Here is a 23,537-nt window from a genome sequence, read left to right as displayed (position 1 = left end):
TGTTACAGGTTATTGGTGTAGTTCTGATTTTTTTTGAAAAAGTAGTAAGATGAAGCAATAGACAAAAGAGACGAAACGACGATTACAGGAAAGATCAAATAGCTTCTCCATTCGGAAGGGGCAAGCAACGAAAGGATAATAATGATACCCGTTGCGAAAAAGAGCTTGGCACTGAACCGGTGGGTCTTCTTCCAAACTTCTTCATCCGAAAGGGTCCAGGGGGTTTTTATGCCAAAGAACCAGTTTTGCTTGACCTGCTGCATATAGTTTCCAAGAATAATAAACAGACAGCCGAGTATGATGGGCATGATGAGTTTCATGGAAGGGGAGTACCCGAGTCCTGAACCAATAATCATAAGATTAATGACAAAAAACAGGGCCATCAGGCAATAATTAATGGCGAAATAGCTTCGGGAAAATTTTTTGTAGTTCTCTCTCTTTGGATCAATTTTCGGTAAAGAGTAAAGACTCAGATAAACAAAAATCAAGAGCCCGAGGCTCATGGCCATGGCTGAAAACTTGGCGGCATATCCATCGACCTCGCCGTTCGGACCCCAATGGATGGGCAATTGGGAAGGAAGCTGCGAATAGAATACGAGCCAAATAGCTGCTGCAGCAAGAATGATTAAAATGGGAAAGACATGTTTTTTCATTTTTCATTCTCTCCTTTATGATTAGGATTGCTCTGCATGACACCAAAAAACCAATTCATTACGTCTTGGAACACGGTGGTGTTGATGGAATAGATAACATACTGTCCTCGCTTTTCATCCTGGATAAGCTCTGTTTTTTTGAGCGTGTTCAAATGATGGGAGATCGTCGGTTTTGTCATTTGAAAATGATCGGAGATTTCACCTGCTGTCATATCCCTGTTTTTGAGAAGATCCAGGATCTGGCGCCGGGTGGGATCGGCTAACGCCTTAAACACCTCGTTCACAGCAACTCTCCTTTCTGGAAGAAAAAGTATTTAGATGTTTATCTAAATACTATACAAATAATAAGGAATTGTAAATAGGCGGAGATACAATTGCAAAAAAAAAGACAGCGATGAGCTGCCTTTTTTACTATTAATGTTCTTGATGCTGCGTTCTTTTTGCAGCGTGTAAAATCTCATCCAGCGGGAACACACGGCCGAGCTTATCTTTATGAACGATATGCTTTCGTTCAAACTTGGTCGGGGAGTCAATTCCTGCAGCTGCAGCAAGGTTAAATAAACCTTCCCTCAGCGAAACCAGATAGTTGCAGACCCTGTATTGCTTTTCATCGACGATGAGTCCGTCCTGCAGCTTTTTGTTGGTGGTTGCCACCCCGACAGGGCAGTTATTCGTATGGCAAACCTGGGCCATGATGCAGCCCACGCTGATCATGAATCCACGGGCAATGTTGACCAGGTCTGCGCCCATAGCCAGCGCAATGGCGATTTTGTCAGGGGTAATCAACCTGCCGGAAGCAATGAGCTTGACCCTGTCCCGTATGCCGTATTCTTTGAGCATTTCATCCACAATGGGAAGGGCGGACTGGATCGGCAGTCCGACAGTATCGGCCAGTTCTTGGAAAGTGGCTCCGGTTCCGCCTTCACCGCCATCAACCGTAATAAAATCAGGGCCTTCTCCGCTTTCTTTCATATAGGCCACTAATTCTTCCAATGCATCCAGGTCGCCTACCACAATTTTAATGCCAATGGGTTTCCCGGACACATTTCTTAATTCTTCGACAAAGTGAATAAGGGATGCCGGAGAGTCGAACTCTTTAAAGCGGTTGGGGCTGTTAATCGTTTTTCCTGGTTCCACCAGACGTATTTTTGCGATTTCCTCGGTCACTTTTTCACCCTCTACATGGCCGCCGCGTGTTTTTGCCCCCTGTGCAAGCTTGAGCTCAAACGCTTTTATCTGTTCCATTTCACTTTTTTTCTTAAACGCTTCCCATGAAAATTCTCCATTTAGATTTCTTACTCCAAAGAGACCCGGACCGATTTGAAAGATAATGTCCGTTTTGCCTGCAAGGTGATATTGGGACAGTCCGCCTTCACCTGTATTCATCCACGTTCCTCCGGCCATGGCCAGTCCTTTGGATAAAGCGGTAATTGCGTTTTCACCGAGAGCGCCATAGCTCATGCCGGATTGGCCGATCAGTCCTTTCAGCTTAAACGGGTGCCTGCAAGTATGTTCTCCAAGAATCACGGCATTGTCATCCGTAAGAAATACCGGGTTAATAAGGCGTTCCTCGCTGCGCTCTTTTCGGGAGAATAAGTTATCACCTTCCTCGACATAAATTCTGGTTCTGATCTTGGGCTCATTATCCACTTTTAGTTCGGTTCTCAATTTAGGAAATAGGGTATTGCGGATGTAAAAGCCCTCATCACCAAAATCCCTCAGTGAGCCAAACCCGACCAGCCTGTCTTTATATTTTCCCGACTTCACTACATCCTGAAATTCCTTGCGTGAAAAAGGCTTTCCTTCATTGTCGTTGTTATACAGATACTGCCTGAGCTCCGGCCCTATCTTTTCTGTGAAGTATCTGACTTTCCCGAGAACCGGGAAGTTCCTAAGGATGGAATGCTGCTTTTGGCGGTCGTCTTTTATGTATAAATAGATGAAGAAGACAAGGGGAACCAAAAGCATGATACCAATAATGATAAGTAAAGCAGTAACCAGATCAAATAGAACGTTCATCACAATCCTCCTTGCCGAATTTTGTAAACAGAATCCAGAATCCCTATCATTCCTTTTCCACGAATGGTAAAAATAAAACCAGAGAAAGAACGAGGATGCTGGTAAAGAATTGATGTATAAAGAAGAATCAAAAGAGAAGCTTTCAATTCGCCCCTTTCCTTTTTGTGAATTAAAACATTTACAGAAAATTTATTGGAATATTGTAAATAAAAACAATTATGCTAACGAAGTCCTTTTATGTTCATATTTCTATGAATTGAAGTGGGAGTTTAGGGTATTGTTTTTTTGCAACTGTAAAAGTTCAAAGAGAAGAGGGGTAAGAGATGTTGAAGAACATGGGATTAAATGCAGACTACATAAGTAAAGTAGTGGTGTCATTGTCACTGGCTTTAATGTTTAGTTTTGGTTGTTTACTGCCGGTAAAGAATGTCAGCGCAGCTACACCGCCTCCGTCAGCCCAAAGCTACTATATGGACACGGTTGATACTGCGACGCTGTATGATATGGGGTACCAAAAAGGCCGCGCGGATTATAAGAAAGCGGGAACACAGAAAAGTATGGTCATTTTAGATTTCGGTGGACAGCCTTCTCCAACCAGTTTATCTCTTTTTGGGATGCCTGATGCCACGTTGACTCAGGTCGGGGCAGCGGTCGAAGCTTACTCTCGGGGATATTGGAAAGGAACAGCAAGTGATTCACTTTCCACGGTTCATCTCATTGTGGGAACGAACAACTCCTTTACCGTTACGTATGAAGGCGGCCAGAACTTTGCCAATATGATTGATGATATTAACAGCCATAATAACACAAATTCTTATGCTGATCAGGTTGAAGTAGATGGCGGTAACGATATGGAGCCGGGTTACGATCCTGTATCGACGACCACTGAGTGGGTGAAAGGCTATGATTCTGTTAACAGCTATTCGCTCTATAATTATGGTTCTGCAGACGGTTGCTTTCACACCAATGTGAACTCCGGCACGACCAATTATTCATGCAATAACGGCTGGACCTATAAAGACATTCAATATATTTCCTGGGGAGCAGGACCTGCATGGCCACTTCCTGAAATTTATGATAATAGCGGAGATATGGCCGAGCAGTGGCAGAATATTGCCAAATACTCTGCCGTCACTGCTGCTAAACCAATGCAATTTAGTGCTTCTTTAACCCAATATGGTGCTTGTACGAATACTGGGTGCCATTCGGAGCTTGATAATACACCAGACGAGGGCTGGAACCAGCTGTACAACGAACTATATAGTGATTCAAAAACCAAAGCTGCTACAAATTATCCAATGCTCTCAACGGATATCCGTTGGCATTAATTCCGTCTAAGGGGTGAAAGACATGAAAAAAATAACCATTTCATTAATAACGACAGCTGTTTTGTTTGGGGCAGGATTTACTTATTACCATGTATCTGCTTCTGGCACGTATGATAATCTTCCAAAAGAAAAAAGAGAGATTATGGAACGAAAAGCTGAGAACAAAAATAAAGCAAGAAATGACAGCATCTCAAAGAAAGATGGAGTGAACGGCCCGCTTGTTGTTCAGAATGACAGCGCGGTGGCGGCTCAAATTTTGACACATGTAGAAGATCCGGTAAACGACCAAAAAGCTAAATTCACAAATGGCTGGGTTAGCTCGATCAAAAACGGTGAGATGAGCGGCAAGAACGTAACGGTCGAGGCAGGGGCATTGACCACAGACTCGCTGCAAGGCTACCTGATTGTGAGAACAGAAGGGGATAAACGCAAGTATATGGGGGAGAAGGAATATAAGACCCCCAGCAAGCATGGTGCGGTAAAAATTGCCGGAGCAAAAGGATTTATATTAACTCTCCAGGCAAAAGACGGAAAAAAATGGTCATTTGACATCCCTACGGGAACATTTAAGGATATAAAATAAAAGCCCTTAAATGACAAGAATATGGCCAGCATAAAAAACCGCCGGCAACCCGTCCGGCGGTTGATCGTTATTCTTCTTCTTTTCGATTTTTGAAGGCTTCGTTTGTTACGATATACGGATCCACTTCCGCTTTTTCTTTCCCTTGGTCAGAGGTAATGCTTCCTTCAGGAAAATTACCCGGGTGCCCTTTTTTCTTATGTTCAAATTCTTTTCCGCGAGACATAATGGAGTATCCTTTCTTTGGTTGGAATATCGTTTCATAAAGATTATGTGCCAATGAACGATATTTTAAACCATTCCCACCAGCTCTACGGAAACATCGTTGAACATCCCATTTCCGATATAGTTGCCGTCGAGGTCGAATTGCCAGTCATGGGGGCCGGCTTCAATATGTATAATGCCAGGCATAATATCCATCACGATGGAGGTGATCAAGGAAACCGAAATTTGCTCTTTCGTAAAATCATCTGCCACTTTATAGGCAACTTTCATCAAATGTTCATCTATGATATTCAAGTCTTTCTCCTCAAAAGCCATCACAATATTCATCACTGTGTATTCATATACGTTCATTCAGCTCATCCCCTTAAGCTTATTTACAACCAGTATTGCCCTAATCTATGAATCTATTCATCTCTCTTTAAAAAAGTTAAAGATAAATTTCAGGTATGAAAAAATGATTGGCAAAAGGGGAGATGTGTCAATTGGGCGACTGCAGTAGAAGACTTTTATTGTGATGAAGTATTAAGCGGAAATACGGAAGTGGAAAAGGTGTGGGAAACAGAACATACGCTGGCTTATTATCATGCCCGTCCGTTTTACGAGGTACATATTGTCGGAGATCGCATCCGGTTAGTGGATGGGACATGGTGCTAACGTCATTTAGGAGATAAGAGCCCGTATCCCGGGCTCTTACTTAACGGTGGGCGTTTCTTTTACGACAATGACTGGTGTAATTTTACGCTGTACACACTCATCTAATTCTCCATAGGGGATCAGACCGAGAGTCAGGGCGGCTTCAATTTTTTGCTTATCTGGCTGTTTGGTTGTGATAATGCAATCCTGAAGATTCAGTTCTTCCAGCTTTTGAACGGTTTTATTGTTATGAAAGCTTTCAGATTTGCGGATTTGCCGCTGCAGCTTATAGTTTCCGTACCGAATTTCGCCCTTTTCGCTTTGTCCAAGAACAGAATCAAAATGAGCATTGAATTTTGTTTTTAATTCGGAAAGCTCTACGTCAATGGCTTTCGAGAGCTGATTCAGCTCGTGAAAACGTGACACCATCTCTTCGGTAACTTGTCCCACTTTTAAATCCATCCATTTACCCCCTCGGTTTTTACTTCATCTTTATGCGGCTAAGTAAAAAATAGTACGATGTAGTATAATAAAATGTGGTAAATACTCTTTGGAAAGGGGAGTTGGCTTGTGGATTTTGCCTTTATGATGGCTGAGCAGCGCATTAAGGATGCGATTCAAAAGGGAGACTTGGACCATTTGCCGGGGAAAGGGAAGCCGCTTGAACTTGAAGATCTCTCCACCGTTCCCCAGGAACTGAGAATGGGCTACAAGATTCTGAAAAATGCAGGATATGTTCCTGAAGAAGTGCAGTTGAAAAAAGAAATGATGTCGATTCAGGATATCATTGACCTTTGCCAAGACCCAGAGGAAAAAGAAACGCTCAAAAAGAAATGGACCGAGAAGTCACTGCGGTTTAATTCGTTGATGGAAAAGCGAAAGATGTCCAGTTCTTCTGCAATTGGAGCGTACAGAGATAAAATTCATAAAAAATTTTAACCGCTCCCAGTTATATGGGGGCTTTTGTTTTTACCGATTGGTCGCATAAAAAAAGCCGGCCCCATAGAAGCCAGCTTATTGCCTATTAAAATTTATAGGTCCAGAATTGCTCTTTGTTGATCCGCTTGAGCACTTCCGGTACTTTTTCCGGATTTTCTTCAGCCATCGCCGCGATGATCCATTCGGTCTGCGAACGGTGGGCTTTAATTGCTTCAAGCTTTTGGTGTGATACGGAGCTCACATCCTTGACCACATCAGGTTCACCAAGCATCTCGTAGCAGTCATTTGAGAATGCCACGCAATGAACAGTGGGACGCCGGTCTTCCGGCAGCTGTTCCACTGCCCGGATAACGGCCCGGCCTGTTGCTTCATGATCCGGATGCACACTGTAGCCGGGGTAGAAGGTAATGATCAATGTAGGCTTCAGCTCATCAATCACATTGCCGATCCTGGCGGTTAATGTTTTGGGATCCTCAAACTCTACGGTTTTATCACGCAAGCCCCACATTCTGAGGTCTTGAATATTCAGTGTATCGGCAGCTGCCTGCAGTTCTTTTTTTCTGATTTTCGGCAGGGATTCACGAGTGGCAAAGGGAGGATTCCCCATGTTGCGGCCCATTTCTCCTAAAGTGAGGCACACATAAGTGACAGGCACTCCTTTTTCGGTATTCATGGCGATCGTGCCGGATACCCCGAATGCTTCATCATCGGGGTGCGGAAATACGACTAAAACATGTTCATGTGACATATGGTAACCTCCTATTCAAACGGATGGGGGCTAAGCTGAAGTGCAACAGCCAGTTTGCCTTCTGCATCATGTCCGGCAAGCAAAAGCTGTCCGTCCTCGTTTACTTCCCAATGCGTCAGGCCCTCAGCGTAAACCCATCCCAGTTCAATTTTTAATCCAGCACGGTAAGGAGCTTTGTCTCCCGTGATAATTCCCCGCTCAATTTTCACTTTTGCATTTCGTATATAAGCGCCCACTGAAAAGAACGACTGATTAAAGTGAGAAGCGTATGCTCCGTTTGTTGTTTCCAAATGTAGGTAGACATCCTGATTCAAAAACTTGTCGATCTCGTTTTGAACCGTATCTAGTGTGATCGGCTGCAAGGTTTTCCCTCCTCGATAAGCTTCATTTCAATCATTATACTTGAACTATTGCCAAAGCGTTAAATAAACTGCCTGACCGCTACAGGGGTTTTTGCCCATAAAAAAGAGGAATTCGTTAAGCTTAATTCCTCTTTTCACCCTTTTATTTATTCCCTTCATCCTTACGAACCACTTCTGTCGGCTCGAAGCCCGGAGGCGATGTTAGTTCATATTGAGAAGTCAGTTCCTCTGCCAGCTCAGCTTCCTGATTGTCATGAACGATTTCGTATTTCGGTGTTTGAGGAAGCTTTGCTTTATTTTTGTCACGTGCTGGTTGTTTATGGCTGTTGCCTCTGCCCATGGTTACCCCACCTTTTCTTGTAAGTATAGTGGTTAGCGTCCCAATGCACGGCATTTTTTATTCGTGGAAAGCCCATCAAAAAAGAGCAGACCGGAGTCTGCTCGTGTACACATTATACATTTTTGGAGTTACGGTAAGCGCTGTGATCCGTTGGGCCGACATACTCGTTCAGAGGAAATGAATGGCGGATCGCTTCTGTAATAAAGTCCTTGGCCACAGAAATGGCTTCTTTTACCGATTTTCCTTTCGCCAGCTCTGCCGCTACAGCGGAAGAGTACGTACAGCCTGCGCCATGTGTGTAAGTGGTATCAATTCGGTCGGATTCAAGAACTTCGAACGTTTCTCCGTCAAATACCACATCCACCGCTTTTTCGTGTACGAGTTTGCCGCCGCCTTTTACGATGACATACTTGGCACCTGCAGACTGAATCTTTTGTGCGGCTTCCTTCATTTCTTCAACCGTCGTGATGGGGGGCATGCCTGCCAGGTGGGCTGCCTCAAACAAGTTTGGTGTCACGACCGTAGCGCGCGGCACAAGAACGTTTTGAAGCGTATCCGCGAGCTCGGGCTGAAGCGGTTCTGCTCCTTTGCAGACCATAACAGGATCAACCACTACGTTTTTCAATTCGTACTTGTCAATCACTTCAGCTGTTGCTTTAATGACATCAACAGAAGCAAGCATTCCCGTTTTCACTGCGTCCACACCAATTCCTGCAAGAACGGTTTCGAGCTGGGCCTTGAACAAATCAAGAGGGAGCAAAAAGACTTCATGGAACCAGTCCCGCTTCGGATCCTGGGCCACCACAACATTTATAGCTGTCATGCCGTATACACCCAGCTCCTGAAAGGTTTTTAAGTCCGCCTGAATGCCTGCTCCGCCGCTAGTATCGGAACCGGCAATGGTTAATGCTTTATACATACTCATTGTCCAATCTCCTTTTATGCCTTTTTTTATGATTATCAATAAATTTTATTATAGCAATGATCTGATCCGAGACAAAGCCTATGGCCTTCTTGGATGCTTTTTGCCCGATCATTGTTTAGTTTGCCGGGAAAACGTGAAAAGTAGTAGCAGACATTATTTCTTTGCTCCCAGCCTCTGAGTTATGGTTTACTTAGTAAATAAAAATAAAACGAGGAAGGTGTTCTTATGCTGAGAAAGTTATTTGGAAAAAAAGATCAAGAAACACTCACTGAAGAAATTGTGGTTTCACCGTTAAATGGCAGAATTATTCCTCTTGAAGAAGTGCCTGACCCCGTTTTTTCAGAAAAAATGATGGGTGACGGCGTTGCCGTTGTTCCTGAAGACGGTGAGTTGATGTCCCCGGTCGATGGCGAAGTGCTCCAAGTATTCCCGACCAAGCATGCGGTGGGAATTAAAACTAAATCCGGTCTTGAAATCCTCATTCACATTGGTCTTGAAACCGTAATGATGAAAGGGGAGGGCTTTACTTCGCTTGTAAAAGAGGGAGACCGTGTACGAACAGGCCAGCCATTGATATCCTTTAACGTGGACCTCGTCAAAGAAAAAGCGAAAAGCACCGTTACACCCGTTATTATTACAAATGGCGAGAAAGCGGGTACCGTTGAAAAGCTCAGTCCGGATCAGGCTCAGGCTGGGACGACCCAGATCATGCGGATCACGGACATTAAATAACCAGGAAAGAAGAGAAATCTTCTTCCTGGTTTTTTTATACTAATACGTTGAAGTACCGGGCCTGCGTATGGGAAAACACAAGGGCGGTAACTGATGCTTCCGGTTCCATCATAAAGCCCTCGGTCAGCTGGATACCGATTTCCTCAGGCTCCAGAAGTTTAAAGAGCTTTGCCTGATCCTCAAGGTCAGGGCAGGCCGGGTAGCCGAATGAGAAGCGCTGTCCTTGGTATCTGGCGGAGAAGCGGTCCTGCATGGACATGCTGACAGGATCCGGGAATCCCCATTTATCACGCATTTGCCTGTGCACCAGCTCGGCCAGCCCTTCCGCTGTTTCAAGTGCCAGGGACTGAAGGGCAAAGCTTTCGAGGAAACGGCCCTCCGCTTTCAGCTGCTGCGCACGTTCACGAATGCCGCTGCCCGCAGTAACAGCGAAGAATCCGACATAATCCATCTCGCCGCTCTCTACCGGCTTTGCGTAATCTGCTAAACAGAGATGCGGGCTTCGGCTCTGGCGCGGAAATTCAAAGGTCTCAATGATCCGGGATGTATCATTCGGATCGTAAATATATAATTTCTCGTCCTCAGACTGTGCAGGGAAAAAACGATAAAGCGAGGCCGGAGCAATCAAGTGGTTTTCCTGGCTTTCCTTCAAAAGCTGATCCACTATTTCCTTAACTTCCAGTGCACGCTCATCTTTTTCAGCGAGCAGCCGCGATACCTTCCCCTTTACCCCTAAATGGTGACCCATCAGCATCTGTAAATTGATGTACGGAATCACAGAGGAAAGAGGATAGGACTTAAATACATGCCGCTCCGTATCTTTAGGCACAAAAACCTTTAGCGTCTGATCCACAGAAGGTCGGACTTTTACCGCGGTTGCAGTCGAAGCTGCCGTTCCTGCAGCAGGGAAATCCTCAGGCTCCTCTATGGGTGTCTTAACTTCAGGCTTTTCAAACGTTTCTCCTTTTTGCAGTTTGTTCGCAAGACTTAATCCATCCATCGCATCCTTTGCGTAAAGAACGGTACCCTCATACTCGTTGGCAATCCGGTTTTCGGTGAATTTACGCGTCAAAGCGGCACCGCCTACAAGGATTGGCACAGATATACCGGAATTTTTTAAATCAGAGGCAGTGAGCACCATCTGCTGAGCTGATTTTACTAGCAGACCCGAAAGGCCGATCATATCGGGTTTTTCTTTTTGAATGGCCTGGATCAGTTCCTGCGGAGCGACCTTAATGCCGAGGTCAACCACCTCATAGCCATTGTTCCCGAGAATAATGTCCACCAGATTCTTTCCGATGTCATGCACGTCACCTTTCACTGTGGCGAGCACTACTTTTCCTTTGGTGCTCGTCGTTCCCCCCTTTTCCATGTGGGGTTCAAGATGGGCGACAGCGGCTTTCATGACTTCGGCACTCTGGAGGACCTCCGCCACAATCAACTGGTTATCGTTAAACAGCCGGCCTACTTCTTCCATTCCTGCCATTAAGGGGCCGTTAATAATATCGAGCGGTGCATCGTACTCTTTTAACGCAAGATCAAGGTCCGGGATCAGCCCTTCTTTTGTTCCTTCTACCACATAAAATGCGAGACGTTCTGCAAGGGGCAGCTCCACAACAGGAGTTTTTGCCTCTTTTTTCTTGCCGCGGTAAAACTCTGTAAATTTCGCAAGATTCTCGTCATTGGTCTCGAAAAGCAACGCTTTGGCTAGCTCCACTTCCGCCTGCGGGATGGAGGCAAAACGTTCGAGTTTTTCGGTATTCACAATCGCGTAATCCAACCCGGCCTGTGTGCAGTAATAAAGATATACCGCATTTAAGATTTCACGACCGACAGGGGGCAGACCGAAGGATACGTTTGAAATACCAAGAATGGTCTGGCATTCTGGAAGCTGTTCTTTCAGTTTCCGGAGCCCTTCCACTGTTGCATTTGCGGAGCCGATATATTGCTCATCACCGGTTCCGACAGGAAAGACCAGCGGATCAAAAATAATATCGCTTGGGGCAATGCCATATTTATGGACCAAAAGGTCGTAGGAGCGCTTGGCGATTTCCAGCTTGCGCTCTGTCGTTACACCCATTCCTTTTTCATCAATGGTTCCGACAACCACGGCAGCACCGTAACGGGAAACAATCGGCGCCACTTTTTCAAATCGTTCTTCGCCGTCCTCTAGGTTGATGGAGTTGATGATCGCTTTTCCCTGCGAGTATTTTAAGGCCTTTTCGATGACCTGGTCGTCGGTAGAATCAATCACAAGCGGAACCTTTACTTTTTTGACCGCTTCTTTTATGAAATTCTCCATGTCTTCCAGTTCATCACGGTCGGGGTCTGCCAGACAGATGTCGATTACGTGTGCGCCTTTTTTGACCTGGGCACGTGCGATTTCCGAAGCTTCTTCAAATTTTCCTTCCGCGATCAAACGCTTGAATTTCCGGGACCCGATGACATTCGTCCGTTCACCAACCATGAGCGGCCTCATGGAGGGATCATCGTAAATAAGCGGTTCGATACCGGAAACCACGTGTGAATGATTTTCGGGAAGCTGTCGCGGAGGCAGGGATTCCATCGCCTCTGCTATTGCCCGGATATGATCCGGAGTGGTTCCGCAGCAGCCGCCGGCAATGTTCAGCCATCCTTCCTCGGCAAACGCGCTGATTTTCTTTGCCAGCGTTTCAGGTGTTTCATGGTAATTTCCGTCTTCGTCCGGCAGTCCGGCGTTTGGATAACAGCTGACCGCGGAGAGCGCAAGTGAAGAAAGGGAGCGAACATGGTCGGTCATAAATTCAGGTCCGGTGGCACAGTTTAAACCTACCGCAATCGGCTTCATATGCTCAAGCGAAATATAAAATGCCTCAATTGACTGGCCGGCAAGCGTGGTACCCATGGGCTCAATGGTTCCTGACACCATGAATGGCAGCTCTTTTCCCGTCGATTTAAACGCTTGTTTAATGCCGATAAATGCGGCTTTTACATTGAGCATATCCTGACTCGTTTCCAAAAGAAGCAAGTCTGCTCCTCCGTCGATCAGACCGCGTGCCTGCTCCTCATAAGAGGCTGTAAGCCCTTCGAAGGTGGCTCCGCCAGTCACACTTAACGTCTTTGTAGTCGGGCCCATGGAACCCGCCACAAAGCGCGGCCACTCGGGAGTAGAGATCTGCTCGACAGCCTGTCGTGCAATCTCTGCTGCCACTTTATTCGTTTCGTAGGCTTTGTATCCGATGCCATATTCATCAAGGACGATGTCTGTAGCTCCGAACGTATTGGTTTCAATGATGTCGGCTCCGGCTTTCAAATATTGAAGGTGTACATCGAGAATCACATCCGGACGGGTGAAATTCAGATTTTCGTTACAGCCTTCAAGCTCTTCGCCGCCAAAGTCGTCTGCTGTCAGGTTGGCTTGCTGGAGAATGGTGCCCATCGCCCCGTCCATAATCAGTATTTTCTTCTTTAGCTGTTGTTCAAGGGTGATGTTAGACATTTTGTATCCTCCTTACGATTTGGGGAGCAATATTATATGCATATCGCGTCAATTCAACGGTTAGTTCATAGCGCATAAACGGTGTGATCAGGTAGATGCCATTGAAGAGTTCCGTGGCTGCATCAATTAATGACTTTGAAATCGCCAGTCCTTCACGAGCCGCGGCTAACGGATCATCCTTGAATTCCGCCATCCGGTTCCTTACTTCATCACTCAGCTTGATGCCGGGCACTTCATAGTGAAGGAAATCGGCATTGCGGCTTGAAGTCAGCGGCATAATGCCCACATAGACCGGAACAGGGAGGTCTTTTACCGCCTCATGGAACTGCAACAGTTTTTCCTCGGAATAAACAGGCTGGCTGATAAAGTAGTCTGCACCGGCTTCTATTTTCTTCTCTGCGCGCTGGACAGCACGGTCGAGTGCTTTCACATTCGGATTAAAGGCCGCTCCCACGGTAAAATGTGTTTTCTCTCCGAGGTCTTTACCGGAGAGGGAGACCCCTTCGTTAAACTGCTTGATCATTTTGATCAACTCGATCGATGTTACATCATAGACGCTGGAGGCACCCGGAAAATCACCCACTTTTGCGGGATCACCGGTAATGGCCAGAATGTCATGAAGACCAAGCGTGTGAAGGCCCATCAAATGGGACTGCAAACCGATGATGTTCCGGTCACGGCAGGCCAGGTGGACGATGGGCTGGGCACCGGTCTGCGCTTTTGCAAGAGATGACAGCGAGGTGTTGCAAATTCTTGGCGATGCCAAAGAGTTGTCTGCCAGCGTAATCGCATCTGCGCCTGCTTCCTTGAGGGCTTTGGCGCCTTCGAAAAATCGCGTCGTATCCAGTTTTCGGGGAGGGTCGAGCTCCACAATGACCGATCGGCGTTCCTGCAGTATTTCCGGCAAAGAGATTTGAGGCTTTTGCCCGGATGATGCAACAGCAATCGGCTCTGGCCGCTGCCGAACATTTTTTTCGGTAACAGGTGAGAGACCGTTCAGTTCCTCTGCGAAGGCCTCTATGTGGGCCGGTGTGGTTCCACAGCAGCCGCCAAGCAGACGGACACCCTGATTTCTGAAAAGAGAAGCACTGTTTTTAAAATACTCCGCATCGCCTTCATATTGAAACTTGCCATCCACATAGGAAGGAAGGCTCGCATTGGGATAGGCGGAAAGAAAAGCATGCTTTGGAATTTCTACTTCCTCCAAGGTTTTGATCATGTGGAAAGGGCCGAGCCGGCAATTGAGGCCGACGACATCGGATCCCAACTCTTCCAGCCGCTTGATCGCCGTATTCACCGGGGTTCTGTCGTTTAAGATGCCTACCTCCTGGAGGGAAATCTGTGAAATGATCGGCAGATCGGTCTGGCTTCGGGCGATTTTAAGTACGGCCTCCAGTTCCTCCAGATCATAGAACGTTTCCAGAAGAAGCCCGTCTACACCCTCAAGGAGAAGGCAGTACAGCTGCTCCCTGAAGCTTCTTTTTATTTCTTCAAGAGACAAAGAACTGGGGCCGGTTCCCCGTATACCCCCAATGGTTCCAAGAACGTACGCATTGCCGCCGGCTGCTTTTTTCGCTAGAGAAACGGCTGCGCTGTTTAATTCTTTTACCTGCTCCTCCAGTCCGTACCGCTGCAGCTTAATATAGTTGGCGCTGTACGTATTGGTCTGGATCACATTTGCCCCGGCCTGAATATAAGCCTGGTGAATCGACTGGATCTGTTCAGTGTGAGACAGATTCAGTTGCTCGAAACAGCAGTCGGTTCCATAGGAATACAGCAGCGTTCCCATGGCTCCGTCAGCGATCAGAATCTTGCTTTCTAGGTCTTTCAATAATCCCATTATGAGTCCTCCTGTTGGTTCGGTATCTTCCAGCGGCCCAAAAAAATAAAAAAAGCCTTCTTAAAGAAGAAGACTTTGAACATTCGATGTCATTCTTCTTATCTTTCAAGTTCTGCAATCGAACTTGTTGGACTTAGCACCTTTTCAGCTCGTAATCGCTGAAGGTTGCTGAGGTGTCAACGGGCCATTCCCTTAACCTCTCTGGATAAGAAACCAAATTGCTATAAAATTAGTTCTTTATACCTTACAATAATTATTAGAACATTTCAATAGCTTTTTACAATCTTGCTAGGATCGTATCAAACAGGAGGAATCCGGACGATGAAGAAGTTCGCCAACCTTGACAACATTGAAAATACACATACATTTAAAGACTTACTCCGCTGGCAGCGGGAAAGACGAAGCAATAAAAAGGATTTGACCCAACAAATTCAGCAGAGCACGAATAAAGAGCCTCAGAGATTAAAAGAAAACCGCAGCATACACTCGATTACATGGATTGGCCATTCAACCTTTCTTTTGCAGGTGGGCGGACTGAATATCCTGACAGACCCTGTATGGGCTCCAAAAATGGGATTGCAAAAGCGGCTCACAGCCCCTGGGTTGTCCGCCGGGCAGCTGCCGGACATCGATCTTGTTCTGATCTCCCACGGACATTATGACCACCTTGATTTCAACAGCATCAAACAGCTAAAAGGAAAAATCTCTTTTTATGTGCCTGCCGGACTTAAAGGTTTGTTCCGCAAAAAAGGGTATCAGGCAGTAACAGAGGCCAACTGGTGGGAGGAGTTTGTGGAAAGGGGCCTGAAGATTATGTTTGTTCCTGCCCAGCACTGGTCGCGCAGGAGCGCTTTTGACATGAACACTTCCCATTGGGGAGGCTGGGTAATCGAAGACCTGAAAACGGGAGAAAGCGTCTATTTTGCCGGAGATACCGGTTATTTTCGCGGATTTCGGGACATTGGAGAACGTTTGAAGCCGGATACGGTGCTTATGCCGATCGGTGCATATGAACCGGAATGGTTTATGAAGGTATCCCATATCAACCCGGAAGATGCGGTTAAAGCGTTTCTGGAAACAGGCGCTTCTCTCTTTATCCCTATGCATTACGGCGCCTACCGTTTGGCGGACGATACCGGACCGGAAGCCCTTCGGCGGCTTGAAAAAGAGTGGGAGAAACAGAGCCTTGATGAGGCGAGGCTGAAGGTTTTGTCGCTTGGAGAGACGCTTTGGAAGCAGCCGGTTTCGTAACTCGGGAGATTCTGGGGTTTTCACCTTTAAGGGACATTTATCATACACTACACTAACACTTTTAAAGGTGGAGATAGCAATGGGGTGCATGGTAAATATCTATTATTTAAAAATAAACAGCCTGGCGAGCAACAGTTCATTGAATTTGGGATCCACATTCCATAACAGCCATACAGCCAATACCAAATCGACAGGGGACAACAGTTCTGTAGGTGACCATTCCCCGGCTGATGCGGTAATGAAAAACATGGTATTTGACCCGGATGTTCACGATCAAAATGAATTTGCAAACACAGATGCAGCGTTTACGAGCCAAAACCATACGTAACCGATAAGCCTGTCATTACTCAATGAAGGGAGGCCACTTTATGCCCTACCTCTTTAACATCTTTAACATCAAGACGAACGGTGTGACCATGAACGGTAACATTGACATTGGTCCCACGGTGCATAACAGCCATACAGCCAACACGAAGTCTGTCGGTTCCACGGTTTCTTTGGGGGACTTTTCACCTTCCACCGGTTTCATGGTAAACAGCAATATCGATCCGGATATCAGCGACCAGGATCAAATCGCGAATCCATCCGCTCCAATCGTCGCCCAGCCGTAATATCTGTCCGCCTGTTTTTCTCGAATGGGGCAGTCTGTCCAAGCAGCTTTTTGTTCAAGCCATACACTGAAGGTAAAGACAAAAAGGGATGGAACAGATTTGCGTTATTCTTTTAAAATCGGCAGAATCAGTGTGAACGGTGTTACGATGAACGGTAACCTTGATATTGGGACCACCATTCAAAACAGTCATACAGCCAATACCAAATCAGTGGGAGCCGTCATCTCGTTTGGCGATTGTTCGGATGCCTGTGCCTACATGCTGAATTTCAACGAAGACAACGATGTAAACGACATGATTCAGAGTGAAGGACAGGGCGGACAGCAAAAATGAATAGCAAGACGGGAAAGCGCCCTGAGTTACGTGGGGCGTTTTTTTGATGTGGAGATTGGGCTGGGTGCTGACGTCGGGGAGTTTGTTGACATCACGAGCGTTTGGCGGTAAAAAGCGGATTATGGCGGGTATTTCAAAAACCGCACCCAAAAAGGAGTCCGCCACCCACATAAAGAACTCTATCAGGAAGACGGACACATGAAAGGAGCGGGAAATGACGTTAGACGAGCTGAAAAACAGGGTAAATGGCATTATTGACCCTCTAAATGGGGAATTTGCGTACTATATTGAAACTGAGGAAGGATACATAGGTAAAAATGAAGAGAAAGTGTTTCCGGCGGCGAGCCTGATCAAGCTGCCGATCTTGATCGAAGCCTTCCGGCAGAAGGAAGCGGGTCTTCTTGACCTGTCAGTGCCTGTACATATTAATCAAAAAGACAAAGTAGGCGGAGCAGGAGTAATGAACCATCTATCGCCGGGTGCCTCTCTTACCGTTTTGGATGTGTTAACCTTAATGATTACGGTATCGGACAATACTGGAGCAAACGTGATGATTGAACATGCAGGAAGGGAGCGGATCAACGCACTGCTTACGGAACTTCAATGCGATCAAACTGTGCTCGAAAGAAAGCTTATGGATTTTAAAGCAATCGAAGCGGGGAAGAACAATTACACGTCTGCGAAAGATGTGGTTCTTCTTTTGAAGGAAATTCATCACGGTAAGCTGCTGCAAAACGAAAGCAGGAAAATGATGCTGGATATTTTACGGAATCAGCAGTTTCGCCATAAACTCCCGGGGAGCATGGACGAAGAAGCAGTTATTATTGCTAATAAGACAGGTGAACTACAGGGCACAGAGCATGATGCCGCAATATTTGAGTACAACGGAAGAATCATTTTCGCAGTGGTGCTGACGAAAAATCTCACCCGCGAAGCCGATGCACGGCATAAGCTCGCAGCCGTTGGCACGGCGATCCAGGACTATTTAATAAGTGTTCAAAAAAATTAGAAAAAAAGCTTTTGGTTTTTCGACAGAAAATGATAAGATAATGAAAGCGTATACATAAAACAACAAGAGGTGAACAGATGAACAGTAATCAGAACAATCACGAACTGAAGCGCAGCATGAAGGCCCGGCATTTATTTATGATTTCTTTGGGTGGAGTGATCGGAACAGGATTCTTTCTGGGTTCCGGGATGACCATTCATGATGCTGGTCCTGCAGGTGCTGTGCTTTCCTATTTGGTTGGCGGTTTTATCATGTACTTAACGATGCTTTGTCTTGGAGAGCTGTCGGTCGCCCTGCCGGTATCCGGCTCTTTTCAGACGTATACGTCCAAATTTATCGGCCCTGGCACTGGGTTCGCGGTGGGCTGGCTGTACTGGCTGGGCTGGGCAGTAACCGTGGCTCTGGAGTTTTTATCCGCGTCTGCTCTTATGCAGCGCTGGTTTCCTCATTCGCAGCTCTGGATGTGGAGTCTCATTTTTGCCGTGGTACTCTTCGCGTTGAATGCCCTGTCGGCAAAAGCGTTTGGAGAAGCTGAATTTTGGTTCGCAAGCATTAAAGTGATTGCGATTATCCTGTTTATCGTTCTTGGCGGAGCGGCTATGTTTGGATGGATTGATATGAAAGGGGCCAGCTCTGCACCCGCATTCTCTAACTTCCTATCTGCTGGCTGGTTTCCGAACGGGCTTACCGCCCTATTTGTAACCATGATCGCTGTGAATTTTTCCTTTCAGGGTACAGAATTAATCGGGATAGCTTCGGGTGAAAGTGAAGATCCGGAAAAAACCATTCCGCGCTCAATCAAGCAAACGGTGTGGCGTACACTCTTTTTCTTTGTGCTCGCCATTGGTGTACTGGCAGCTCTGATGCCGATGGAAAAGGCAGGAAAAGTGGAAAGCCCGTTTGTTGTCGTGTTTGACAGCATTGGAATTCCTTATGCCGCTGATTTAATGAATTTTGTTATTCTGACGGCTTTACTGTCTGTCGCTAATTCGGGGCTTTATGCCGCGACAAGAATGCTCTATTCCTTGTCAAAGGAGGGTATGGCAAGTCCAAAGCTTGCCAAAGTCAACAAGCGCGGCATTCCGATGAACGCGTTGTACATTACAATCGGTGTTGCGCTATTGTCCCTGTTATCAGGCTTTAAAGCGGAAAAAACCGTTTTTGTATGGCTGCTTTCGCTTGCAGGACTTGGAGCGCAAGTGGGCTGGATCGCTATCACTGCTTCACAGCTGGCGTTCAGAAGAAAGTATATCCGCAATGGCGGCAAGGTAGAGGACTTGAAATTTAAAGTGCCGCTTTATCCCATCTTGCCGATTTTGGCTACCACCTTGAACACAGGGGTTCTTGTGAGCATGGCGTTTGATCCCGAGCAGCGTCTTGCTCTTTACCTTGGAGTTCCGTTCTTTATCGGGTGTTACCTTTATTACTACCTGGTCATCAGGAAAAAAGAAAAAGCCGGAACGCTTCGGCGGGAAGTGATCTAATGAAAAGGCAGCAAGGCTGATCAATCAGTCTGCTGCCTTTTTTGTATCATTTTCCAGTTGGAAGCTTCAGATTGACAAAAATAATCGATTTCGGTATCATAACATATTGTTACAGTACTTCAACGCATAAAAGCGTTTAAGCGTTTAAGTATGAATGGAAGTTCAATGTGCATCAGGGAGAGGTCATTCATGAACAGTAAAGTAAAATTGCCAGGAGTTATCCTGTTATTCATATTCATTGTAGTCACCATGTTTACAAGTATGGTTTTTGTAAAAGTAGAACCCCATATTCCTTTGTTTCTTTGTGTAGTGCTTACAGGCATCTTTGCACTGTTTTGGGGAGCCGACTGGAAACGGATTGAACGCGGTCTGATAGCAGGAGTGGTCAGCGGCATACAGCCACTTTTGCTTTTGATTATGATCGGCCTTGTCATCGCAAGCTGGATGATAAGCGGAGCTGTTCCAACGCTTCTGTTTTACGGGATGGATTTTATTCGACCTGAATGGTTTGCACTCAGCGCTTTGTTTATTACCATTCTCGTTTCAACATTTACAGGGAGCAGCTTTACCACGGCCAGCACAGTTGGAGTAGCACTGATGGGGATTGCCCATGTACTGAACGTCAACCCGGGTCTTGCAGCAGGTGCGATCATTTGCGGTGCTTGTTTCGGCGACAAGATGTCACCATTATCAGATTCCACCAACCTGGCTTCAGGTACAGTAGGTGTGAACTTGTTTGAACACATTCGGCATATGATGTGGACGACAGTGCCTGCGCTTGCCATTACAGCGGTTATTTTCTTTTTTGCTGGACACCAGGGTTCCGGAGCCTCTTTGGCTCAGTTGGCTGAGATGAAAAAAACGCTGGGAGACCATTTTGAAATCACTCCGGTTACTCTTATATCTCCACTGATCGTCATGCTGATGGCGTTTCGAAGACTGCCCATACTGCCTACGCTTCTTACCGGCGTAATCACGGCGGTAATTACAGCTTTTATGCTGAATGCGGATATAACCATAGCTCAGATGATGAATGCATTGGAAAATGGAATGAATCTGAAAACGGGCAATGAAGCGGTCGATGCGATCGTGAATAAAGGCGGTCTCGTTCCGATGATGTGGTCGGTTGCACTCATTATCATTGCTCTTTCCCTTGGCGGTCTTCTTCGTGAGCTTGGCGTCATCGATGTCCTGTTGGGTTCAGTGGAAAAACTGCTCAAGAAAACGGAGCATTTGATTGCAGCCACAGCAGCAGCTGGTTTGGGGATCAATCTTCTCACAGGTGAAATGTACCTTTCCATCTTGCTTCCCGGACAGGCGTTTAAGAAGCATTTTGAAAAGAACGGAGTACCGCTGAAGAACCTTTCAAGAACGATGGAAGATGCCGGAACACTGATTAATCCACTTGTTCCATGGAGTGTGAGTGGCGCCTTTTTTGCCGCTACGCTTGGAGTTTCAGCACTCGATTATATTCCATATGCCTTCTTGCTTTACCTTTCTCCGCTGTTTACTTTGATTTACGCATACAGCGGAATTGGGCTCGGCATGAAAAAAACAAAATTATCAGCGGTAACAAAGGCATCCTAGGAAGCATCCGGAATTTCTCCGGATGCTTTTTTAGTTATGGGGTCGATGTTTATTTCATAAGATGAAATGAACGGCAACAGACAGACAATGTGCGAGAAAGAAGGCGGAACTTATGAAACAGGTCCGGGGCCAAAAGGTTTTTTTATCTAATGCCGTCCTGTCCTCCTTAATCAATACAAACTATGGACTAAACGTGCACTCCGTTGAGCGTATCCTCTCCATCCCGAAGGTGTATACAAACGGAGGGATTTTCGGATTTAAAAACGCAAATGAACTCAACGACTTGCCGTTTGTTTCTCAATGCATCAAATGGATCAAGCAAAACGGTTTTCCATTTATACCAAGTGTTCTGCCCTGCAAAAACGGACAAGTTTATTTTGAACATGATAACGAGCTTTATTATATGGAGGAGTGGGTAAAAGGAAAAGATATTCTTTTTGCCGATCTGCCATTGATTGAACGGATTGGATTGGCTCTGGCCCGTTTTCATCAGGCAGCAGAAGGAGCGGCTCCGCCAGCAGACAGCTTTCGTATGGAATTTGGTAAACGTGCTGAGAAATTGAACCGGATACATCAAGATATACAAAGATGGAAATCCGGTTATGAGGCTGTGCCCGAGTGGACGATGGAACCATGGATGCTCGACGTTCTGGAAATGAGGTGCCGGCTGTCTTTTTCATACCTGGATCAAGGTCAAACAGACCATGGAAGGGTCAAAGGAGTTCTGTCACACGGCAGTCTGCATCAGAGGAATATTCTGCTGAATACGGAGGGGGAAGTCTACCTGATTGATGTAGAGTCCTTGTTATTTGCAGAACGGACGTATGATCTTGCTTCATTTATTCATTATTTTGCGCCGTCATACCAATGGGTTCCTTCTGTGATGCACCGGTTGATCAAGGGGTATCACCGGGGGGCAAGGGAACCTTTGTCCTATCCGGAGTGGAGACATTTGTTCTCTTTCCTGGCTTTTCCAAGAAGGATGGAGAGCTGGTGCTATCGGCATTTTGACCATCCGACCGAATTTTCATATTTTAAATTGCTTGGAATTCTGGTTCATGACCAGGCGAAAGAAAACTTGTTCAAACAATATCACCCCGATATACTGGGACACTCCTTTCGATTGTTTGCGGAAATGGCAAAGGGGAGAAAACAGTGAAAAAAGGGTATTCAGTTTCTTTTTGGTTTTTTTGGGGCGGATTATTATCTTGTGCAGCTTTCCTTGCTTTTTCCTTGCTCATTCACTCGAATCTTGTAAATGATACAGATCATCATCAGTTACTGGCGGTATACAGCCAACGTACGCCGGAATGCACATCCGTTTTTATCTTTATCCAGCAGCTTGGCTCCAAAAATACGTTATTCCCAATCTTGGCTGCTGGAGGGCTTTATCTTATTCTGTTTAATAGACTATATGACGTAGTCTTCCTATTTTCTTCGGTATGGGGAGCGTATGTAATAAACGGCTTACTGAAGAACTATTTTCACCGTCCAAGACCATCATTCGGTATGCTTCTCCAGGAAAACAGTTTTGGCTATCCCAGCCGGCATACGATGCTGGCTGTCGCCTTTTATGGAGGAATCGGCATGTTGATATGGATGAACAAGAAGATGTCCGATTTTTTGCTGATGAAACTGGCAGTGTTAACCGCAGCAATCATCCTGTTGATCGGGTTTAGCATGGTGTATCTTGGAGCACACTTTCCAAGTGATATTATGGGGGGATTGCTGGCAGGCACATCATGGCTTTTTTTTTGCGGGGCGTGGTATCAGAAGGCAAGGAAATAGAGGCTTATAGGCAATAACATAAGCAAAACGGCAAGGTCTGGACATACAATGTACTGGATACCAAAGCTGCAGGGAAAGGAGCCTTTGGCAGTAGATGACAAACCCTCAGAATGAAATGGAGTATTATTATCGGTATTATCAGTACCATGCCGAGATGTGCAAATATTACTATCAATTAATGTTTGGTGACCAGGAGGCAACCTCCGAATATATCCTTCCTCCCAACATCGAGGTCAAGGAAAAGTGGAAGACAAAAACCTCCTATGAAAAGACGTATACTCCTATTCAAAGCCAGCCGGAAACAGAACAGCCGAACGGATGATCACCTATGATGATTATGTCTCCTCGTTACTGGTCTGGTGCTTGCGATTAGAAGAGAACATCCGGCAAGTGTCCGTCCAGTGCCGGGATTTACCTCAAAGGAATAGGTTGTCTGTTTTTATGGACCGCGTTCAAACCTTTATTGCCTATCTTTATGGGCTGCAGGAATTAAAGACACCGCATCTCATAGAACACATAGAATTTTATGCTGCATCTTTATATAACGAGTGGAGGGGCATGGACCGGAACAACCTGTAAAAGGGTTGTTTTTTTGTTGTTGAAAATGCTTACATATGGTGGTATATTGTTTTTATAAATTTACGAAAACGTTTACGTAGAGAAAGAAGGGCT

The 23,537-nt window shown here is 45.9% G+C and carries 27 protein-coding genes, 1 pseudogene and 1 riboswitch; of the genes and pseudogenes, 16 read left to right on the top strand and 12 right to left on the bottom strand.

Annotated features, from left to right (window positions below; translation table 11 throughout):
* Nucleotides 1-2: 2 nt before the first annotated feature.
* The 3 genes from AS030_RS18535 to AS030_RS18525 form a co-directional block, all read right to left on the bottom strand.
* Nucleotides 3-653 carry an SdpI family protein gene (locus AS030_RS18535; protein ID WP_061974437.1) on the bottom strand — a complete coding sequence of 217 codons (651 nt, stop codon included), beginning with the start codon at nucleotides 651-653 and terminating at the stop codon, nucleotides 3-5.
* The gene (locus tag AS030_RS18530) at nucleotides 650-937 is read right to left on the bottom strand and encodes an autorepressor SdpR family transcription factor (RefSeq protein ID WP_061974435.1); all 288 of its coding nucleotides are present in this window, start codon (nucleotides 935-937) and stop codon (nucleotides 650-652) included. Before AS030_RS18530 ends, AS030_RS18535 begins: the two co-directional genes overlap by 4 nt.
* Before the next feature lie 130 nt (nucleotides 938-1,067).
* A complete protein-coding gene (locus AS030_RS18525) occupies nucleotides 1,068-2,672 on the bottom strand; it encodes an FMN-binding glutamate synthase family protein (protein WP_061974433.1) in 1,605 nt (534 codons plus the stop codon).
* Nucleotides 2,673-2,995: 323 nt separating this feature from the next.
* On the opposite strand from AS030_RS18525, the gene AS030_RS18520 reads away from it, so the two are divergent.
* The gene (locus AS030_RS18520; protein ID WP_061974431.1) at nucleotides 2,996-4,000 is read left to right on the top strand and encodes a hypothetical protein; all 1,005 of its coding nucleotides are present in this window, start codon (nucleotides 2,996-2,998) and stop codon (nucleotides 3,998-4,000) included.
* Nucleotides 4,001-4,022: 22 nt separating this feature from the next.
* On the top strand, nucleotides 4,023-4,583 hold the full coding sequence (locus AS030_RS18515; protein WP_061974429.1) for a hypothetical protein: 561 nt from the start codon (nucleotides 4,023-4,025) through the stop codon (nucleotides 4,581-4,583).
* Between the two features lie 67 nt (nucleotides 4,584-4,650).
* Here the strand turns inward: AS030_RS18515 and AS030_RS24060 are convergent, their stop codons facing one another.
* Both AS030_RS24060 and AS030_RS18510 read right to left on the bottom strand, forming a co-directional pair.
* The gene (locus AS030_RS24060) at nucleotides 4,651-4,806 is read right to left on the bottom strand and encodes a hypothetical protein (RefSeq protein WP_164988911.1); all 156 of its coding nucleotides are present in this window, start codon (nucleotides 4,804-4,806) and stop codon (nucleotides 4,651-4,653) included.
* A gap of 65 nt (nucleotides 4,807-4,871) precedes the next feature.
* Nucleotides 4,872-5,156, bottom strand: a complete 285-nt coding sequence (locus tag AS030_RS18510) for a hypothetical protein (RefSeq protein ID WP_061974427.1) — start codon at nucleotides 5,154-5,156, stop codon at nucleotides 4,872-4,874.
* 147 nt (nucleotides 5,157-5,303) lie between these two features.
* Between AS030_RS18510 and AS030_RS23775 the strand changes: the two are divergent.
* Nucleotides 5,304-5,420 (top strand): annotated as a pseudogene (locus tag AS030_RS23775) (HIT family hydrolase); the annotation flags it as partial.
* A gap of 75 nt (nucleotides 5,421-5,495) precedes the next feature.
* On the opposite strand, the gene AS030_RS18505 reads toward AS030_RS23775, so the two are convergent.
* Complete coding sequence (locus AS030_RS18505; protein WP_061974425.1) at nucleotides 5,496-5,900, bottom strand: hypothetical protein; 405 nt, start codon at nucleotides 5,898-5,900, stop codon at nucleotides 5,496-5,498.
* A gap of 108 nt (nucleotides 5,901-6,008) precedes the next feature.
* On the opposite strand from AS030_RS18505, the gene AS030_RS18500 reads away from it, so the two are divergent.
* Nucleotides 6,009-6,377: a DnaJ family domain-containing protein gene (locus AS030_RS18500; RefSeq protein ID WP_061974423.1), complete on the top strand. Its 369-nt coding sequence runs from the start codon at nucleotides 6,009-6,011 to the stop codon at nucleotides 6,375-6,377.
* Nucleotides 6,378-6,462: 85 nt separating this feature from the next.
* Here AS030_RS18500 and bshB2 read toward each other — a convergent pair whose 3' ends face one another.
* From bshB2 to pdxK, 4 genes are all read right to left on the bottom strand, one after another.
* Nucleotides 6,463-7,125, bottom strand: coding sequence for a bacillithiol biosynthesis deacetylase BshB2 (gene bshB2, locus AS030_RS18495; protein WP_061974421.1), 663 nt, complete (start codon nucleotides 7,123-7,125; stop codon nucleotides 6,463-6,465).
* Between the two features lie 11 nt (nucleotides 7,126-7,136).
* Nucleotides 7,137-7,487 (bottom strand): YojF family protein, encoded by a 351-nt coding sequence (locus AS030_RS18490; protein WP_061974419.1) that lies wholly within the window; start codon nucleotides 7,485-7,487, stop codon nucleotides 7,137-7,139.
* Nucleotides 7,488-7,629: 142 nt separating this feature from the next.
* Nucleotides 7,630-7,827, bottom strand: a complete 198-nt coding sequence (locus AS030_RS18485) for a YfhD family protein (RefSeq protein ID WP_061974417.1) — start codon at nucleotides 7,825-7,827, stop codon at nucleotides 7,630-7,632.
* Nucleotides 7,828-7,939: 112 nt separating this feature from the next.
* Nucleotides 7,940-8,752 carry a pyridoxine/pyridoxal/pyridoxamine kinase gene (gene pdxK / locus AS030_RS18480; RefSeq protein ID WP_061974414.1) on the bottom strand — a complete coding sequence of 271 codons (813 nt, stop codon included), beginning with the start codon at nucleotides 8,750-8,752 and terminating at the stop codon, nucleotides 7,940-7,942.
* Nucleotides 8,753-8,977: 225 nt separating this feature from the next.
* Between pdxK and AS030_RS18475 the strand changes: the two genes are divergently transcribed.
* Nucleotides 8,978-9,484 carry a PTS sugar transporter subunit IIA gene (locus AS030_RS18475; RefSeq protein ID WP_061974412.1) on the top strand — a complete coding sequence of 169 codons (507 nt, stop codon included), beginning with the start codon at nucleotides 8,978-8,980 and terminating at the stop codon, nucleotides 9,482-9,484.
* A 34-nt stretch (nucleotides 9,485-9,518) separates the two neighbouring features.
* Here AS030_RS18475 and metH read toward each other — a convergent pair whose 3' ends face one another.
* Both metH and AS030_RS18465 read right to left on the bottom strand, forming a co-directional pair.
* Entirely contained in the window at nucleotides 9,519-12,962 is a 3,444-nt protein-coding gene (gene metH / locus AS030_RS18470; protein ID WP_061974411.1) for a methionine synthase, read from the bottom strand.
* Entirely contained in the window at nucleotides 12,955-14,802 is a 1,848-nt protein-coding gene (locus AS030_RS18465) for a bifunctional homocysteine S-methyltransferase/methylenetetrahydrofolate reductase (protein ID WP_061974409.1), read from the bottom strand. The genes metH and AS030_RS18465 overlap by 8 nt, the downstream gene beginning before the upstream one ends.
* A gap of 95 nt (nucleotides 14,803-14,897) precedes the next feature.
* A riboswitch (SAM riboswitch) is annotated at nucleotides 14,898-15,014 on the bottom strand.
* 109 nt (nucleotides 15,015-15,123) lie between these two features.
* Here AS030_RS18465 and AS030_RS18460 point away from each other — a divergent pair.
* The 11 genes from AS030_RS18460 (at nucleotide 15,124) to AS030_RS23770 (ending at nucleotide 23,444) form a co-directional block, all read left to right on the top strand.
* Nucleotides 15,124-16,053 carry an MBL fold metallo-hydrolase gene (locus AS030_RS18460; RefSeq protein WP_061974407.1) on the top strand — a complete coding sequence of 310 codons (930 nt, stop codon included), beginning with the start codon at nucleotides 15,124-15,126 and terminating at the stop codon, nucleotides 16,051-16,053.
* 79 nt (nucleotides 16,054-16,132) lie between these two features.
* Nucleotides 16,133-16,381 (top strand): spore germination protein, encoded by a 249-nt coding sequence (locus AS030_RS18455; RefSeq protein WP_061974405.1) that lies wholly within the window; start codon nucleotides 16,133-16,135, stop codon nucleotides 16,379-16,381.
* Between the two features lie 40 nt (nucleotides 16,382-16,421).
* Nucleotides 16,422-16,664: a spore germination protein gene (locus AS030_RS18450; RefSeq protein WP_061974403.1), complete on the top strand. Its 243-nt coding sequence runs from the start codon at nucleotides 16,422-16,424 to the stop codon at nucleotides 16,662-16,664.
* A 99-nt stretch (nucleotides 16,665-16,763) separates the two neighbouring features.
* Complete coding sequence (locus AS030_RS24390) at nucleotides 16,764-16,997, top strand: spore germination protein (protein WP_074440609.1); 234 nt, start codon at nucleotides 16,764-16,766, stop codon at nucleotides 16,995-16,997.
* Nucleotides 16,998-17,211: 214 nt separating this feature from the next.
* A complete protein-coding gene (locus tag AS030_RS18440; protein ID WP_061974401.1) occupies nucleotides 17,212-18,006 on the top strand; it encodes a serine hydrolase in 795 nt (264 codons plus the stop codon).
* Between the two features lie 77 nt (nucleotides 18,007-18,083).
* Complete coding sequence (locus AS030_RS18435; RefSeq protein WP_061974399.1) at nucleotides 18,084-19,490, top strand: amino acid permease; 1,407 nt, start codon at nucleotides 18,084-18,086, stop codon at nucleotides 19,488-19,490.
* Nucleotides 19,491-19,679: 189 nt separating this feature from the next.
* Nucleotides 19,680-21,077, top strand: coding sequence for a Na+/H+ antiporter NhaC (gene nhaC / locus AS030_RS18430; RefSeq protein ID WP_061974397.1), 1,398 nt, complete (start codon nucleotides 19,680-19,682; stop codon nucleotides 21,075-21,077).
* Nucleotides 21,078-21,189: 112 nt separating this feature from the next.
* Nucleotides 21,190-22,236: a phosphotransferase gene (locus tag AS030_RS18425; RefSeq protein ID WP_061974395.1), complete on the top strand. Its 1,047-nt coding sequence runs from the start codon at nucleotides 21,190-21,192 to the stop codon at nucleotides 22,234-22,236.
* Nucleotides 22,233-22,865 (top strand): phosphatase PAP2 family protein, encoded by a 633-nt coding sequence (locus AS030_RS18420; RefSeq protein WP_061974393.1) that lies wholly within the window; start codon nucleotides 22,233-22,235, stop codon nucleotides 22,863-22,865. Before AS030_RS18425 ends, AS030_RS18420 begins: the two co-directional genes overlap by 4 nt.
* 94 nt (nucleotides 22,866-22,959) lie before the next feature.
* Nucleotides 22,960-23,187 carry a hypothetical protein gene (locus AS030_RS18415; protein ID WP_061974391.1) on the top strand — a complete coding sequence of 76 codons (228 nt, stop codon included), beginning with the start codon at nucleotides 22,960-22,962 and terminating at the stop codon, nucleotides 23,185-23,187.
* 119 nt (nucleotides 23,188-23,306) lie between these two features.
* The gene (locus AS030_RS23770) at nucleotides 23,307-23,444 is read left to right on the top strand and encodes a hypothetical protein (RefSeq protein ID WP_156412592.1); all 138 of its coding nucleotides are present in this window, start codon (nucleotides 23,307-23,309) and stop codon (nucleotides 23,442-23,444) included.
* The last annotated feature ends 93 nt before the right edge of the window (nucleotides 23,445-23,537 follow it).

Source organism: Fictibacillus enclensis (assembly GCF_001457035.1).
Taxonomy (GTDB): domain Bacteria; phylum Bacillota; class Bacilli; order Bacillales; family Fictibacillaceae; genus Fictibacillus_C; species Fictibacillus_C enclensis.
This window is presented reverse-complemented; position numbering and strand designations above follow the sequence as displayed.

What these genes read in the sequence shown, in the direction of transcription:
- AS030_RS18505 (WP_061974425.1), bottom strand. Translation starts at nt 5,900, where the DNA reads ATGGATTTAAAAGTGGGACAAGTTACCGAAGAGATGGTGTCACGTTTT.
- bshB2 (WP_061974421.1), bottom strand. Translation starts at nt 7,125, where the DNA reads ATGTCACATGAACATGTTTTAGTCGTATTTCCGCACCCCGATGATGAA.
- metH (WP_061974411.1), bottom strand. Translation starts at nt 12,962, where the DNA reads ATGTCTAACATCACCCTTGAACAACAGCTAAAGAAGAAAATACTGATT.
- AS030_RS18475 (WP_061974412.1), top strand. Translation starts at nt 8,978, where the DNA reads ATGCTGAGAAAGTTATTTGGAAAAAAAGATCAAGAAACACTCACTGAA.
- AS030_RS18440 (WP_061974401.1), top strand. Translation starts at nt 17,212, where the DNA reads ATGACGTTAGACGAGCTGAAAAACAGGGTAAATGGCATTATTGACCCT.
- AS030_RS23770 (WP_156412592.1), top strand. Translation starts at nt 23,307, where the DNA reads ATGGACCGCGTTCAAACCTTTATTGCCTATCTTTATGGGCTGCAGGAA.
- AS030_RS18465 (WP_061974409.1), bottom strand. Translation starts at nt 14,802, where the DNA reads ATGGGATTATTGAAAGACCTAGAAAGCAAGATTCTGATCGCTGACGGA.
- AS030_RS18450 (WP_061974403.1), top strand. Translation starts at nt 16,422, where the DNA reads ATGCCCTACCTCTTTAACATCTTTAACATCAAGACGAACGGTGTGACC.
- AS030_RS18535 (WP_061974437.1), bottom strand. Translation starts at nt 653, where the DNA reads ATGAAAAAACATGTCTTTCCCATTTTAATCATTCTTGCTGCAGCAGCT.
- AS030_RS18515 (WP_061974429.1), top strand. Translation starts at nt 4,023, where the DNA reads ATGAAAAAAATAACCATTTCATTAATAACGACAGCTGTTTTGTTTGGG.
- AS030_RS18525 (WP_061974433.1), bottom strand. Translation starts at nt 2,672, where the DNA reads ATGAACGTTCTATTTGATCTGGTTACTGCTTTACTTATCATTATTGGT.
- nhaC (WP_061974397.1), top strand. Translation starts at nt 19,680, where the DNA reads ATGAACAGTAAAGTAAAATTGCCAGGAGTTATCCTGTTATTCATATTC.
- AS030_RS18510 (WP_061974427.1), bottom strand. Translation starts at nt 5,156, where the DNA reads ATGAACGTATATGAATACACAGTGATGAATATTGTGATGGCTTTTGAG.
- AS030_RS18455 (WP_061974405.1), top strand. Translation starts at nt 16,133, where the DNA reads ATGGGGTGCATGGTAAATATCTATTATTTAAAAATAAACAGCCTGGCG.
- AS030_RS18485 (WP_061974417.1), bottom strand. Translation starts at nt 7,827, where the DNA reads ATGGGCAGAGGCAACAGCCATAAACAACCAGCACGTGACAAAAATAAA.
- AS030_RS18425 (WP_061974395.1), top strand. Translation starts at nt 21,190, where the DNA reads ATGAAACAGGTCCGGGGCCAAAAGGTTTTTTTATCTAATGCCGTCCTG.
- AS030_RS18435 (WP_061974399.1), top strand. Translation starts at nt 18,084, where the DNA reads ATGAACAGTAATCAGAACAATCACGAACTGAAGCGCAGCATGAAGGCC.
- AS030_RS18415 (WP_061974391.1), top strand. Translation starts at nt 22,960, where the DNA reads ATGACAAACCCTCAGAATGAAATGGAGTATTATTATCGGTATTATCAG.
- AS030_RS18520 (WP_061974431.1), top strand. Translation starts at nt 2,996, where the DNA reads ATGTTGAAGAACATGGGATTAAATGCAGACTACATAAGTAAAGTAGTG.
- AS030_RS18460 (WP_061974407.1), top strand. Translation starts at nt 15,124, where the DNA reads ATGAAGAAGTTCGCCAACCTTGACAACATTGAAAATACACATACATTT.
- pdxK (WP_061974414.1), bottom strand. Translation starts at nt 8,752, where the DNA reads ATGAGTATGTATAAAGCATTAACCATTGCCGGTTCCGATACTAGCGGC.
- AS030_RS24060 (WP_164988911.1), bottom strand. Translation starts at nt 4,806, where the DNA reads ATGTCTCGCGGAAAAGAATTTGAACATAAGAAAAAAGGGCACCCGGGT.